General features: G+C 37.8%; 14 protein-coding genes. 8 read left to right on the top strand and 6 right to left on the bottom strand.

The genetic code is table 11. The features are described from left to right. Nucleotides 1-111: 111 nt before the first annotated feature. The 3 genes from CDOM16188_RS03845 to CDOM16188_RS03855 are packed head-to-tail and all read left to right on the top strand — an operon-like array spanning nt 112 to nt 1,921. A complete protein-coding gene (locus CDOM16188_RS03845) occupies nt 112-459 on the top strand; it encodes a hypothetical protein (protein ID WP_172199143.1) in 348 nt (115 codons plus the stop codon). Further along, the gene (locus CDOM16188_RS03850; RefSeq protein ID WP_172199146.1) at nt 460-1,641 is read left to right on the top strand and encodes a peptidase M50; all 1,182 of its coding nucleotides are present in this window, start codon (nt 460-462) and stop codon (nt 1,639-1,641) included. Then, complete coding sequence (locus CDOM16188_RS03855; protein WP_172199149.1) at nt 1,631-1,921, top strand: metal-sulfur cluster assembly factor; 291 nt, start codon at nt 1,631-1,633, stop codon at nt 1,919-1,921. Before CDOM16188_RS03850 ends, CDOM16188_RS03855 begins: the two co-directional genes overlap by 11 nt. A 127-nt stretch (nt 1,922-2,048) precedes the next feature. Here the strand turns inward: CDOM16188_RS03855 and ftsZ are convergent, their stop codons facing one another. From ftsZ to CDOM16188_RS03875, 4 genes are all read right to left on the bottom strand, one after another. Next, nucleotides 2,049-3,191, bottom strand: a complete 1,143-nt coding sequence (ftsZ, locus tag CDOM16188_RS03860; protein ID WP_169941436.1) for a cell division protein FtsZ — start codon at nt 3,189-3,191, stop codon at nt 2,049-2,051. An 18-nt stretch (nt 3,192-3,209) separates the two neighbouring features. Further along, nucleotides 3,210-4,631, bottom strand: coding sequence for a cell division protein FtsA (gene ftsA, locus CDOM16188_RS03865; RefSeq protein ID WP_169941438.1), 1,422 nt, complete (start codon nt 4,629-4,631; stop codon nt 3,210-3,212). Between the two features lie 5 nt (nt 4,632-4,636). After that, nucleotides 4,637-6,100: a peptidylprolyl isomerase gene (locus tag CDOM16188_RS03870; protein WP_172199152.1), complete on the bottom strand. Its 1,464-nt coding sequence runs from the start codon at nt 6,098-6,100 to the stop codon at nt 4,637-4,639. 123 nt (nt 6,101-6,223) lie between these two features. Further along, nucleotides 6,224-6,811 (bottom strand): class II aldolase and adducin N-terminal domain-containing protein, encoded by a 588-nt coding sequence (locus CDOM16188_RS03875; RefSeq protein ID WP_169941442.1) that lies wholly within the window; start codon nt 6,809-6,811, stop codon nt 6,224-6,226. A 62-nt stretch (nt 6,812-6,873) separates the two neighbouring features. On the opposite strand from CDOM16188_RS03875, the gene rsmH reads away from it, so the two are divergent. Next, on the top strand, nt 6,874-7,806 hold the full coding sequence (gene rsmH / locus CDOM16188_RS03880; protein ID WP_172199155.1) for a 16S rRNA (cytosine(1402)-N(4))-methyltransferase RsmH: 933 nt from the start codon (nt 6,874-6,876) through the stop codon (nt 7,804-7,806). After that, complete coding sequence (locus CDOM16188_RS03885) at nt 7,796-8,080, top strand: hypothetical protein (protein WP_169941446.1); 285 nt, start codon at nt 7,796-7,798, stop codon at nt 8,078-8,080. Before rsmH ends, CDOM16188_RS03885 begins: the two co-directional genes overlap by 11 nt. A gap of 27 nt (nt 8,081-8,107) precedes the next feature. On the opposite strand, the gene CDOM16188_RS03890 is transcribed toward CDOM16188_RS03885, so the two are convergent. Continuing rightward, complete coding sequence (locus tag CDOM16188_RS03890; RefSeq protein ID WP_172199158.1) at nt 8,108-8,617, bottom strand: hypothetical protein; 510 nt, start codon at nt 8,615-8,617, stop codon at nt 8,108-8,110. A gap of 142 nt (nt 8,618-8,759) precedes the next feature. Between CDOM16188_RS03890 and CDOM16188_RS03895 the strand changes: the two genes are divergently transcribed. Beyond that, on the top strand, nt 8,760-9,617 hold the full coding sequence (locus CDOM16188_RS03895) for a D-amino-acid transaminase (protein WP_172199161.1): 858 nt from the start codon (nt 8,760-8,762) through the stop codon (nt 9,615-9,617). A gap of 63 nt (nt 9,618-9,680) precedes the next feature. On the opposite strand, the gene CDOM16188_RS03900 is transcribed toward CDOM16188_RS03895, so the two are convergent. Beyond that, the gene (locus CDOM16188_RS03900; RefSeq protein WP_253908125.1) at nt 9,681-11,672 is read right to left on the bottom strand and encodes a M15 family metallopeptidase; all 1,992 of its coding nucleotides are present in this window, start codon (nt 11,670-11,672) and stop codon (nt 9,681-9,683) included. Nucleotides 11,673-11,723: 51 nt separating this feature from the next. On the opposite strand from CDOM16188_RS03900, the gene CDOM16188_RS03905 reads away from it, so the two are divergent. Both CDOM16188_RS03905 and CDOM16188_RS03910 read left to right on the top strand, forming a co-directional pair. Beyond that, nucleotides 11,724-13,046, top strand: a complete 1,323-nt coding sequence (locus CDOM16188_RS03905; protein ID WP_172199164.1) for an ATP-dependent RecD-like DNA helicase — start codon at nt 11,724-11,726, stop codon at nt 13,044-13,046. Then, nucleotides 13,043-13,564 (top strand): hypothetical protein, encoded by a 522-nt coding sequence (locus CDOM16188_RS03910; protein ID WP_172199167.1) that lies wholly within the window; start codon nt 13,043-13,045, stop codon nt 13,562-13,564. Before CDOM16188_RS03905 ends, CDOM16188_RS03910 begins: the two co-directional genes overlap by 4 nt. Nucleotides 13,565-13,567 lie beyond the last annotated feature (3 nt).

A 13,567-nucleotide genomic window follows, 5' to 3' on the forward strand; every position in this document is an offset into this window, starting at 1 on the left:
TTTGTTAAATTAAATATTTGTTCCATAAATTAAACATATCTTGAACTAAATCAATAAATCCACACTAAATATCAGAGTATAATTATCCTAAAATTTAAATAAGGATAAAAAATGAATGAATTTTTCAAAAACGCAACCGAGATCAAAGTAGAGGGCGCAACGCTGCCTTTTTATAAATTTAGCGAAGATGGAGTGGAGTATATCGGGTTTGACTCGCGCAAATGCGTGCCGCCTGAGCCTATGGTAAATGCTTTAGTTGCTCTAAATTTGATAGCGGATAGCAAAAGCAAAGTAATGATGATAAATCACCACTATCCGGTCGCTCTCATCCCAAAGATCGAGCAAAACTACGACATATCGCACGAAAAGCTTGAAGGCGAAGAGGTCAAGGTGATAATCAGCCTAAAAGAGGGCGCAAGCGCGCAAACACTAGACACAAACGTAAAATGTGGTGGCTAAATGTTGCTAAATACATTTGCTCCACCGTTTAGTCTGGTAGGCGGATACTTTATCGTGGGGATTTTGTTCTTGCTTGCAAGCGTGTTTGTATTTTTCGGGGTCGATTTAAATGCTCTTACAAGCCTTAAAACCGCCGGATTTTTCCACGTATATCTCGTGGGCTTTGTAATGAGCATCATCATCGGCGCGCTCTATCAGCTTACGTCAGTTATACTTGAAAAGGCGTTTGCCACTATAAAATTTGCTTTTTTAAATTTGTTCTTATATGCTGCAGGCGTTTTGGCGCTAAGCCTTGGGATGTATCTTGAGAAAATGGCGCTTATCCATGCCGGAGGCGGGATTTTATTTATCGCGCTACTATTTTTCGCAGTGACTTACGCGCTTAGCTTTTTAGGCGCTAAAAAAAGTGGCTTAGCTGTCATCGCGCTGCTTATCTCGGCTCTATTTTTGCTTGTGGGAGTCGTGCTTGGATTTATGCTTATCTTGATACTGTCAGGCAAATTTGCGCTTGATTTTGAGCTAGTTTTGCACTACCACATCTACTTTGTGCTTGGCTTTGTATTTTTGATCATAGTGGGTGTTGCAAGCGTGCTTTTGCCTATGTTTGCTCTTGTGCATGATCTTAAATTTTATCTTAGCAAACTATCTATAGCACTATTTTTAGCTGGCGGCGTGGCGCTTAAATTTAGCCTTGAGCTGGCTTTTACTTTGATATCTTTGAGTGTGATTTGCTTTTTTATTGAAGCGCTTTTGATACTTAAAAAAAGAGTTAGAAAGGCTTATGACTACTGGAATTTAAATGTCTTTTTCGCTCTTGTTTGGCTGTTTGTCTGCATAGTTTGTGTAGCTCTTGAAAAAATAGAATTTGCCGTATTTACGCTTACTTTCGGATTTTTATATGCCTTTATCGTCGGCCATCTTTATAAGATTATGCCTTTTTTGATATGGTATCACTATGTGGCGAAATTTGTAGGCAAGACTAAGGTGCCTTTGCTTGATGATATGATGATAAAGTGGGTGGCAAATTTATCTTTGGCGCTTCAAACGGCTTCGGTTGCGGCTTATTTTAGCGGTTTAAATTTGCTAAGTCAAATTTGCCTTGCGTTAAGCGTAGTGCTAGTTGTGGTTAATGTAATAAACTTTTTTAAATATACTAAATTCGGAGTTCAAAATGAAGGATAAAATTTATAAGGCGCTTTCAAGTATAGTTGATCCTGAAGTTGGATTTGACATAGTGTCTTTGGGGCTTATATATGATGTTGAGGAAAATGATGGCAGGGCGGTTGTTACCATGACGCTTTCAACGCGTTCTTGTCCGCTTCATGAGCTCATCTTGGGTTGGGTTGAAAATGCAACGCTTGGAGTTGAGGGTGTAAAGGAGTGCGAGATAAATTTGGTTTGGGAGCCGGCTTGGAATATCTCAATGGCAAGCGATGAGGTAAAAGCCGCTCTTGGAGCATGACATATCAGCATTTAATGGCCCAAATTTGTCTCATATATTAAATTTGGGCTATTTAGATATTTTAGTTTTTAATTTGGAAGTATAAAGATCCGCATTGGGTGATATGCGGATCTAGGGTTGAGGATTTTTAGTCCATTTGGTGTCTGATGTATGTTGGCAGTTCAAGTATTGCTTGAGCCTCTTCGCTATCATATCCACCGCTTACTTTGAGTCTTTCTAGTCTTTGGCTTAAGAATGGATTGTTGGAGCCGTTTTGTATTGTAGTTGCAGGAGCAGGCTTTTTCTCGTTTTTGTTTCTAAAACCTGTTGCAACTATTGTTACTTGAACTTTGTTGTTTTCCATATTTTCATCTGTCGTAGTTCCGAAGATCACGTCTGCATCTTCATCAACCGCTTCCGTGATAAGTTCCATAGCCTCGTTTATATCGCTAAATGGACAATCAGGATGGGTTCTAAAATGAACCAGAGCTCCCATAGCCCCGTTTATAGTAACATCATCAAGAAGAGGTGATTGTATAGCGTTTTTGATAGCTTCTTGAGCAGCTTCTTCGCCGTCCGCTTCGCCAACTCCCATTAGCGCCATACCTCTATGTTCCATTATCTTTTTAACGTCTGCAAAGTCAAGATTTATATCGCTTTTACCCGAGTCAAGTACGATAGTGCTCATACCGCTAACAGCACGAGTTAATACATTATCGACTATTTTAAAACTATCTTTCATACCTGCTTTTTTATCAATAAGAGTTAGAAGCTTATCGTTTGGGATAACGACTATGGAGTCGCTCTCTTTTCTTAGTTCCTCAAGACCCATATCGGCTAGTTTTTTGCGCTTTTTGCCTTCAAATGAAAAAGGAGTGGTTACGACAGCTATTGTTAAAGCTCCAACCTCTTTTGCTACTTGAGCTATCACGGGAGCTGCGCCAGTGCCAGTGCCGCCACCAAGACCGGATGCTATAAATACGATATCTGAGTATTCAAGTGCGCTTCTTATCTCTTCGTAACTCTCTTGAGCAGCCTCTCGTCCTATCTCAGGCATCATGCCTGCGCCTAGACCTTTTGTTTTTTTCTCGCCAAGTTGTAACTTGGTATAGGCTAGAGAATTTTCAAGAGCCTTTACATCGGTATTTGCTACAATTAGATCTATATCTACATCGCCACCGTTTTCTCTTATCATATGATTTATCATATTACCGCCGCCGCCGCCAACACCTACGACTTTTATTTTAGCGCCGTAAGTATTTCTCTTCTCTTCTACCGTAAAGCCACCCATCTTATCCTCTCTTCTAAATTAAAATAGTTGTGTCATTTTATGCCAAGTACGAGATAACCAGCTTTCTTTTTTCTCGTTGCTGATATCTGCGATATTGGCCAACTCTTCTTTTGGATTGTCAAATTTCAAATCGTTAAAGTCAAATTCATCATCTAAAACGCTTCCTTGAAATATCTTCTCACCGTTCTCTTCTTGTGTTTTTGTATCTTTTGATTTTCCGTCTTCTACTATGTTTCTTAAATTTTTATTTCTCGTTATACTTTCATCTTTATAACGCATTTTCTTTTCTGAATCTATCTCATATGGAGTAAAATATCCCGCTCCATACATACAAAGTCCTATGGCACAAGAGTTGGCAGGATCTCTCATGATCTCGTAAAGTCCTTCCGTTTCTTTTGGTTTTGCTATGCGAACAGGCATATTGTCAAATATCGCAGAAGCCAAGTCTCTTATGCCTTCAAGCTTAGTCATGCCTCCCGTTAGTACTATGCCTGCTGCAACCGAGCTTTTATATCCGCTATCTTCAAGCATTTTTGCAAGTATCATAAGCGTCTCTTCAGCTCTTGCGTAGATCACGTTTGATATCACGTCAAGCGATACTTCTTGAACTTTACCGTCATCGTTTATAGGCGGAATTTCAACTAGCTCATTGGCTCTATTGATAAGTGAGCCATAGTTTAGTTTTATCTCCTCGGCTTTTAAAAGCGGAGTATGAAGTGCTGCAGAAAGATCGTTTGTGATATTAGCTGAACCAACTCCTAAAAATTCATTATATCTTATAGAATTCCCGGAATGAACTATCATATTGCAAGTAGCCCCACCCATATCTATAAGAACTACTCCTAAATCTTTTTCGTCTTGATTTAATGTAGCAATAGCCGAAGCATAGCTTGAAAGAACGATATTATCAGGTTCAACACCTGCTAAATTTAGAGCTTTTCTGAGATTACTAAGGGATGATTTTTGAGCCGTTATGATGTGAGTTTGAACCTCAAGCCTGCTTCCGTTCATTCCGAGAGGATCTTCTATGTGTTCTTGATCGTCTACTTTGAAGTTGTAAGGCAAGATATGAAGTTTCTCGTAGTCATTATGAATTTGCGCTCTGCGGTCTGATTCAAACATCGAGCGATTTATTTCTCTTATGCCGATTTCATGGCTTGGTATGTTTACAACTCCGCTGCTATCTACACTTTTGGTGTATGCTCCGGAAATAGATACCACTACTCTTTCGTAGTATGTTCCTGCAATCCTTTGAGCGTCAATAAGAGCGCTTTTTATGGATTTGGAGGCTAATTCGATGTTTGTTATAATGCCTTTTTTGATGCCTTGAGTTTTTGCCGTTCCTATACCTATTATCTTTAGTCCGCTCTCGTCGTGTTGCGCTATAACAGCGCAAATTTGAACGGAGCCTACATCAATACCTAAAATTTTAGTGCTCAAAACCACTACCTTTTATAATAATGTTCAACTTTATAACGCTTTTGCAATGCGTTAGTTAGATCTTGAATCAACTCGTTATTTTTGAGGTAACTAACATTTTGTGTTATTACATCTTTATACTCATTTTCTTTTTCACTATCAAGCAACTTTTGTTCCAAAATTTCGTATACAACGGCTTTGTTGTTTAGCATAACATAATCTTTTTTGTTATTGCTATCAAAAACTTTACTAACAAATACGCTAAATTCAGTATCGCTTAAGCCGTCAATCGCACTAACGACATCTCTACTGATAAAGCCTATATCTTTTCCTTCAAAGCCGGTTTCAAGGAGTTTTTTAGCTTTTTGCTCTACTATCTTTTGCTCTTTTTCGGTTTTATAAAGTTCAAGCACTTGCTCTCTTGCCTGCTCAAAAGTCATAACTTGCGAAGGGATTGTTTCTTCTAATTGCACGATCAAATAGCCATCTTCGTGCTCAACAGGCTTTAGCACTTCTCCTGCTTTTGCGTTTTTTAACTCATCTACAGGAAGACTTGTATCATTTTCAAGTGCTACAGATGATCCGTCTTCTAGCTTTAATTCGCCTTTTTTGATCTTTAAATACTCTTTAAGCGCTACGTCTTTTGTCTTTTTTTGTTTGTAATCAAGCAAAACTTCTTCTTTGGTATCATTAAAATCTAGTATCTTATCCCACGGGTCTTTATATGAGCTTTTATTTTCAGTATAAAACTCCATTAGCTCGGTCTCATTTACATCGATATTTACCGGCTCGATAAATTTTGTTTTTATTTTAAATTCCGTTAGTGTTTTGTAGCTGTTTTTATTGGTTTCCCATAGGCTTTTTAGCTCGTTTTCATCGACTTTTATCTCATCTTCTAAAGCTTGAACTATCTGCATAGATACTCTATCTTGCATCAAAAAGCTTGCAGCCATTAAATTTGTATCATTTTGGTTTGTAGGTAGGTTTATAGCATGCCTTAGTTTATCAAGAAGTATGGATTTTTTAAGTCCGTTTTCGTAATCGGCCGGGCTTATCCTAGCTCTTTTTAAAGTTTCGTTGTAGAGATTTTTATCAAATTTTCCATCAACATGAAATGTAGTATCCGCTACGATGTATTTAACCACATCATCATCATTTACACCTAAACTTAAATCATCTGCAAAATTTAGCAGTAAATTTTCTTGCACCAAAGCTTCTATGGCTAAATTTTCAAGCCCTAACTCTTTAGCCTTTTCTTCAGACATTTTTCCGTCAAATAATTGATTATAGTATGAGTAAAATTCGCTGTATTTATTTTGAAATTCTTGAATGCTTATATTTCTGTGTCCGACTTTTGCTATCGAAGTTGCTCGGTTGGTATTCATGTCGTAAGCTCCCCAGCCTACAAAGCCCGCTCCAACAAAGGCTATAGTGCTTACCCAGATGGTTACGACGAGGTATTTTTTATGCTTTTGCATCCAAGTTATCATTTAGTTTCCTTTAAACTAACTAAAAATTTTATGTATTATTTTACCGAATTTATGTGAATGTAACCTTAAATTCGTCGTTTTCAAGTAGAAAAATTTGCAATTTTACTAACATTTTTTGTTTTGTTAGTGACGATATATCTCATAAGAGTGAGCTATATGTAACAATTTACAAGTATTTTCAAGTATGGCGACATCTTTTGCTAGTTGATAAGGAGTTCTGTTGTATACGTATGCGCCATATCCCTTGATGATCATTATGTTTGTTTTGTTCTCTATCATATAGCGATAAATTTCAGTATCGGCTCGCTCGTACCAGTCGTCAAATTGCTTTGGATCATATATGGGAAGCTCATGATGCTTGACATATCCGAAATAATCCCTAGGGTGTATGAAGGTATGATTTAGAGTATATGCGGTGAGGTAAGGAGGCATGGCATAGCAGACGTATTTGGCTTCATTTATGTTTTTGTAGATATTTAGGTGGATGTCAGAATCCAAACTTGCATCGTTCCATCGATAGTCTTTTTTTGAATTTAGCATTATGAAATCTTCCTCTTTGAGATTATCAAATATTGCATTTTTTTTATTTATTAAAAATTGGTTGTGTTCTATGCGGGCAGAAATAGAGCCGTGAAAGACGCCAAAAAAATTCTTTCTAAACATCGATAACGAAATTTTACTAAGCTCTGCGGAGGCGTATGTCAAATCCATTTTTTAACCTTTTATAAACTTTTTTTGTTATTATACATCAAATTAAATCATCAAGGAAAAATTTGAATTCTCCGCATGTTCCTGTGTTGCCGAGTGAGGTTTTGCAAGCTTTTAGCGATATAAAAGAAGGCGTTGTTGTTGATTGTACGCTTGGATACGCGGGACACTCCAGTCTTATTTTGGAGCAAAATGATAATATAAAGCTTATAGCTTGCGATCAAGATGATGAAGCCATAGAATTTTCAACGAACAAGCTTGCTAAATTTAAAGATCGCGTTAGTATCTTTAAGAGCAGATTTTCAGAAATTTTAAGCAAAGTTAATATTCAAGAAATTAGAGGAATTTTAGCCGATATCGGAGTTTCTTCTCTTCAGTTAGATAAAAACGAGCGAGGCTTTGGACTAAAGAGCGATAATCTAGATATGCGTATGGACACAAGCGGAGAGCTAACCGCTTATGAAGTTGTTAATTTCTATCCCGAGTATAAACTCGCTCAAATTTTTAAAGACTACGGTGAGCTAACTAACGCAAAGCAAATAGCTGCCAGTATAGCTAACGCAAGACAGAAACAAAAAATTTCAAGTGCTAGCGAGCTGGCTAGGATAATCGGCACAAAATCAATTAAAAATAGAAGCGTTAGTCCCGCGATACTTGCTTTTCAGGCTATTAGAATCGAAGTAAATTCAGAGCTTGCAGAGCTTGAAAATTTGCTTAACGCTATTGAAAATTCATCTATTAATGAGTGTGTAGTGGCGATAATCAGCTTTCATTCTCTTGAGGATAGGATAGTAAAAAACAGATTTAAAAAATGGGCAAAAAGCTGTATCTGTCCAGACGAAGCTATGCGTTGCACATGCGGAAATAACTACTCCATAGGTGAAATTGTCACAAAAAAAGCTATAATGCCAAGCGTAGACGAGACAAAACAAAATCCAAGAAGCAGTTGCGCAAAGATGAGAATTTTTAAAATTTCAAGAGGTAAAAATGCAAGATAGAGACGATCTGCTAGCCCTTCATGATGAAGAGCAAAAAGGCGAAGAGAATTTAAGCTTCAAAACGCTTTTAACCGTGTATCTTGCTATAGCGGTTGCTCTTGCTCTGTTTTTGCCTAAAATTTATATCACCAACCAAATTTATTATCTTAGCCGCGATATAGCCGATCTGAGCGGTAAAAGAGACGTGCTTTTTGAGGAAAATAGAGAATTGAGCTTAAAGCTTGAGAAGATGAGATATAAAAATCAAATTTTAGACCCGCTTCATCTTAAATAAACCGAGTCAAATTTAGGTTTATAAAATTTAAATTTCGTCTTTTGATTGTGCTACCAATCTTTCTAGGACATACTTTTCAAGATCTTTTTTTGGTATTTCGTTTTTTATGGCTTCGTTATAGATCATTTCGACTTTTGTGGAGTATTTTTCATACGAGAAATACGGAAAATGTATAGCCCAAGCTATTTTTATAAGCTCTTTGCTTATGGCCTTTCTCGCCCAAATTTTAAACATATCAAAGCCTATAAAAACCGCTGCGGTTACCACAACGGCGCTGATTATGGATAGGTGAAAATCAAGTCTGGTAAAGAGGTGGTGCGTAAATAAAATCAAAAATCCCAATACAATAGCGCAAAAAATAGCATATACGATATAGGTTTTTATGTAGCGAAATTTAAAATTTAGCTTAGCCGGATCAATTAGCATACCTTCGTTAAAGAGGCAGTTTGACTCAAGCAGGTCGCGAAAAAGCACCGGTTGTTTTGAAACTACGAATATGTTTTGCAAAATTATATTTTTTAATTGATTTTCTTTCATATTTTCACTTTTTATTCAAATTGTAAGCCTGATTATATCAAATTCTTGCGATAAATTCGTTTAAACCGCTCAAATTTTAACTTTATAGATTATTTAACATCTCTAAGTTAAAATTATGTGAAATTTAAAAATAAGGATAAAAATGAAAGGCATAGTCTATCTAAACGGCGAATTTATCGATGCAAACGAGGCAAAAGTAAGTGCATTTGATAGAGGATTCATATTTGGCGACGGAATTTATGAAGTGGTGCCTGTGCTTGGCGGTAAGCTTGTGGATAAAGATGGATTTTGGCAGAGATTTGAGCAGAGTTTAGCTGCGATAGAGCTTAGTTTGCCTTGTGAAAAATCTAAATTTGAAGAAATTTTAAACGATGTCATATCAAGAAATTCATTAAAAGAGGGCGGAGTGTATATGCAGATAACCAGAGGCGTTGCTGATAGGGACTTTTGCTTTATAAAAAATTTAGAGCCTACCTGCTTTATATTTTGCTACGAAAAGGAGATCATAAATAATCTGGACGCGATAAACGGCATCAGCGTGGTAAGTGTCGAAGATATCCGCTGGAAACGCAGAGATATCAAGTCTATCTCGCTTTTAGCTCAGTGCTATGCCAAGGAGCAAGCCGTAAAAAAGGGCGCTTACGAGGGATTTATGGTTGAAGATGGCTTGGTGACCGAAGCTACAAGCTCAAGCGCTTTTATCATCAAAGATGATGTCTTGATAACCAAGCCTCTTTCAAATGAAATTTTGCCCGGAATTCGCAGAAAAGTAATCCTTGGATTTGCCGAGCAAGCTGGACTTAAGATAGAGCAACGTGCCTTTAGTATGGATGATGTTTATAATGCCGATGAGGTTTTTATTTCCGCAGCTACGCTTTTGCTTTTACCTGTCATAAGTGCTGACGGAAGAGCGATAAACGGTGGAAAAGTTGGCAAATATGTGCCAAAACTAAGACAGATGTATATAGATAAGCTTAAAAAAGAGGCTGGAATTTTATAGCATCGGTTAAGTAGCCAAGGTGCTTTGGCTACTTAAATTTTAATTTGCTTAGTGAATTTATAGCTACCATATATATAAAAATTCAGGGCGATACTCAAAGTGCATGGTGTCAAAGCTTGCCCAGCGACCGCCCCAGATAAAGCCGTGCTTTTCAAAGATTCTTACGATTTTTTCAGGGATTTGGTTGCGATAAATGCCGTCTTTGCTCCATTGCCAATAATCGCTTTTATCGGTGTTTATATCAATTGCAATTCCGTAAGCATGCGCGCTTTTGCGGTTTGTTTTGGCTATGACGCGGTAGTTAAACGTGCCTGAAGGATTATCTAGAAATTTAAGCATGTCAGGCTCTTTATCAACTAGCTCATCAAGCTCCTTTGAAACCGCTTCAAGAGCTTTAGCTGCGCCATTTTGCGAGTTAAATTTAAACTTTTTATTTACATGTTTTTTAAGCCAAACTACATCAACTAAATTTGCTCTAACTCCGGCTTCGTCTTTGCCGTAAATTTCATCTAAAAGCTTGTAGTTTCGGTATCTTCCTGCATCGGTTGTAGGCACTTTAAGCTCTCCAAAGAGCTCATAATGCTCGGCAAAGATATCTTCAATATCGGCATTTGACAAAAGCGCTTCCTTGCCTTTTACTAATCCGTCGTCAAATACTATCTCGCTTCCGCTCTTAAATTTAAGCATATTTTCCTCTATCTTTACTCCATAAGCTTGCTCTATCGCGTTTTTTGCGCTTGGTTCTGCCAAGATATTCATAGAAGTGATCTTAGAAAGCAAAAGATCTTTTTTATCTATATCGCTACGATCCTTTCCGATGTCAAGCTGGGTTAGCGCGATACCGCCGATAAGCGCTCTGCCTGCGTCTTTAGTTCTTATGCCCCAAGCGTCATGAAGCGCAAGCAGATTGCCCTCTTTTTCGCCTACGTAGATCATGATATGACCGCTTAGATGAAGCAGTGTTAGATACGGAGTGGCTTGCTCTTTGATGATTTTTATCTTTTGCTCGTTAGTTAAATTTGCAAGCGAAATTTGCCTGCCTATCTTGCTTTGCGCTTTGGAGTTACGCGGAAGCCAAATTCCAAATTCGCTTAAAAAGTCTTGCGTTAGCAAAGAGCAGTCGCGTTTGCTCGCAAAGCCGCCCCAGCCATAAGGCTCGCTAAGCAGACTTTGGGTTAGTAGCCTTGTGTTAGCGTCGCTAAATTCAAGCGGATAGTTTGAGGCGACAGTTTTTGAAATTTTATATCTCTTAACTCCTGCGCGAGTGTGAATTTGCCCGTAAAATTTATACTCATCCTCGCTTTCAAAGGCAAGAATTGCTCCTATCCTAGAATAAAATAAAAATTCGCCGTTTGTGTCATAAACAGGCGATTTATCACGCGTGATAGTTATAAATTTTGCGTTTTGCAGTTCGTTTGCTTCATCTTGGCTTAAAATTTTAATATCCTCGGCACTTATCCAGCCCATTATATTATCGTTAAATGCAAACACCCAAGCTTTATCAAGCGAGTAGTGCGAGATCAAAAGCGGATAGCCGATACTTAAAGTGGAAGTTTGCAAGTAGTCAAACGGAAATCCTTCGCCAGCTTTTGCGGGATTTAGCAAGATAGCTTCATCTGTCGGTAAATTTCTAAGCGAAGTCGTTGTGGTCGTAATCGCAGGAACTAAAAGCGAACCAAAAGCATCTGTATTAGAGTTAGTTTGTTGCGCGCTAAACCACTCATCGGTAATCGGCTTTAAATTCATGCCGTAATACTGTCTTTTGGCTGAATTTTTATAGACATCAATCGCCCAAAGCGACTCTTTTTTGCTGTAAGGAGGCTCTTTAAGTAGCAGTATGCCAAAGCGCTTTTTAAGCAAATTTTGTCCGTTAAATTTTACTTTTTTGGGATTTAGAGGCATCGCTGAAGCGGTTTGAGGAATGCTAAAATTTAGGTATGAAATTTTGCCTGGGTTACTTTGATCAAATAGGTTTTCGTTGCCTTTTGGGGTACTAACCTTGGCGCAAGATGCGAAAAAAATAGCTATAAAAATTAAAAAAATCGTTCGTTTCAAATTTATCTCCTGTGATTTAGGTTATAATTTTACAAAAAAACAGGAAAATTTTTGTTAAACCAAATTTTAGAAATTTTACGCAATTCTAATATCTTTTTAACGGGTAGAGGAGGAGTCGGTAAAAGCTACTTGACAACGGCTATCATAAAGCACTATAGAAGCGAGCTTAAAAACGTAGTCGTGCTCGGAAGTACGGGCATAAGTGCCGTAAGCGTCGGCGGAGTTAGTATCCATAGCTTTTTTAAATTCGGAATTTGTTCGAATTTGGAGGAGTTAAAGGGTCTTGATCGCAAGCAAAAGTCAAAAGTAAGCAAGGTAAAAGCCATGCTTGATAGCTGCGATCTGCTTGTGATTGATGAGATTTCAATGGTGAGTGCAAATTTGATGGAGATGATCTATCATCGGATCATAAACTCCAAATTTGTCGGGCGCATAATGCTTGTAGGGGATTTTTATCAGCTTCCGCCCGTGCTTAAAAAGGAATCAAATGAAAATGCGCTGTTTAAATTTCTTTATGCTTTTAGCTCGCACGCTTGGAGTGAATTTGAGCTAAAAAATATCGAGCTAGTAGTGTCAAAACGCACAAAAGATCTTAAATTTTATGAAATTCTCTCAAATCTTAGAATCGGAAAGCTAGATGAGGAAACTATAAGATATATCGAGAATTTGTGTGTAAAAAACGTGCAAATTTCAAGCGAAACAAGCGTGCTTTTTGGCAGGAATTACGAGGCTGATGCACTAAATGCGCAAATGCTTGAGCGTCTTGAAAGCAAGCTTGAGATAAGCGAGGCTTTGGTTGAAATTTATGATGAAAATTTGCACGAAAAGACGCTTGAAGGCTGGATAAATAGCCTTGCGGTGCCTGAGATCATGCATATGAAAGTCGGGGCCAGAGTTATATTTGTCACAAACAAATGGGGCGAATATTATAACGGTGAGCGCGGCGAAATAATGCAAATTTTAAAAGAGGACGGCGTGATAAAAAGCGTCATGGTGCAAAAATCAAACGGCGATATCATCGAAGTTGAACCAAATCGCTTCGAGCTTAGCGAATTTGAACTTGTCGGCGAAAATATAGAGCAAAATGTGCGAGCTTCGTTTATGCAGTTTCCTTTTAAGCTGGCTTACGCGCTTACGATTCATAAATCTCAAGGCATGAGTATAGATAACTTGGTCTGCGATTTAAATCACATCTTTGCTAACGGGCAGCTTTACGTGGCGCTTTCACGAGCGACCGATCCTAGAAATTTAAAGCTTATTTACGCAAGAGCTCAAAATTTTAGAGATTATCTAAGAAATGTGGTTAAAATAGACGAAGAAGTTGAGAAATTTTATAAAGAAAATATCTTTGAAAATATCAAGGAGGAGCAGTGAGAAAAATTTTTATAGCGTGTTTGTTAGCGGTTTTAGGCTTTGGTGAGAGCCTTGATATAAGGGACTTTGAAACCGATCTTTACTCTAAAGATACGCAAAATTCGATAAAAAAAGTTAGCGTTAGTTTGCTTGTTTCGGGAAGGGATGTTCAAGATAGCGAAGCATATATACTTGATGGCTTAAACGTGGTGATAGGAAGCTTTTATGTCGAGGATTTGCTAACCTCAAAGGGTAAGGAGAAATTTAAAGAGACCTTTGCTAAATACACATCTAAAAAGCACTCGGTTGATATTGATGAAGTGCTTATAATCTCGCTTAAAATCGTGCGTGAACCAAAGCTTGAAGAGCTGCTGGATCTGCTAAGGGATCAAAAAAATAGCGGCTCAAAAAGCAGATCAAAAAGCTCTCAAACAACGGAGGATGATGAAGATATAATCATTAAAAAAGGCGGCAAGATAGAGCTGCAACCGCTTGATTTAAATTCGATTAAGGATTTTGGAAAGGATTTTGGCGAGTAAAAA

The sequence above is a fragment of the Campylobacter sp. RM16188 genome, from assembly GCF_012978795.1.
In the GTDB taxonomy this organism is placed as follows: domain Bacteria; phylum Campylobacterota; class Campylobacteria; order Campylobacterales; family Campylobacteraceae; genus Campylobacter_A; species Campylobacter_A canis.

Bases quoted from the DNA above. Each gene is read 5' to 3' on its own strand.
- CDOM16188_RS03870 (WP_172199152.1), bottom strand. From the start codon at position 6,100: ATGATAACTTGGATGCAAAAGCATAAAAAATACCTCGTCGTAACCATC.
- CDOM16188_RS03855 (WP_172199149.1), top strand. From the start codon at position 1,631: ATGAAGGATAAAATTTATAAGGCGCTTTCAAGTATAGTTGATCCTGAA.
- CDOM16188_RS03845 (WP_172199143.1), top strand. From the start codon at position 112: ATGAATGAATTTTTCAAAAACGCAACCGAGATCAAAGTAGAGGGCGCA.
- CDOM16188_RS03885 (WP_169941446.1), top strand. From the start codon at position 7,796: ATGCAAGATAGAGACGATCTGCTAGCCCTTCATGATGAAGAGCAAAAA.
- CDOM16188_RS03850 (WP_172199146.1), top strand. From the start codon at position 460: ATGTTGCTAAATACATTTGCTCCACCGTTTAGTCTGGTAGGCGGATAC.
- ftsZ (WP_169941436.1), bottom strand. From the start codon at position 3,191: ATGGGTGGCTTTACGGTAGAAGAGAAGAGAAATACTTACGGCGCTAAA.
- CDOM16188_RS03895 (WP_172199161.1), top strand. From the start codon at position 8,760: ATGAAAGGCATAGTCTATCTAAACGGCGAATTTATCGATGCAAACGAG.
- CDOM16188_RS03890 (WP_172199158.1), bottom strand. From the start codon at position 8,617: ATGAAAGAAAATCAATTAAAAAATATAATTTTGCAAAACATATTCGTA.
- CDOM16188_RS03875 (WP_169941442.1), bottom strand. From the start codon at position 6,811: ATGGATTTGACATACGCCTCCGCAGAGCTTAGTAAAATTTCGTTATCG.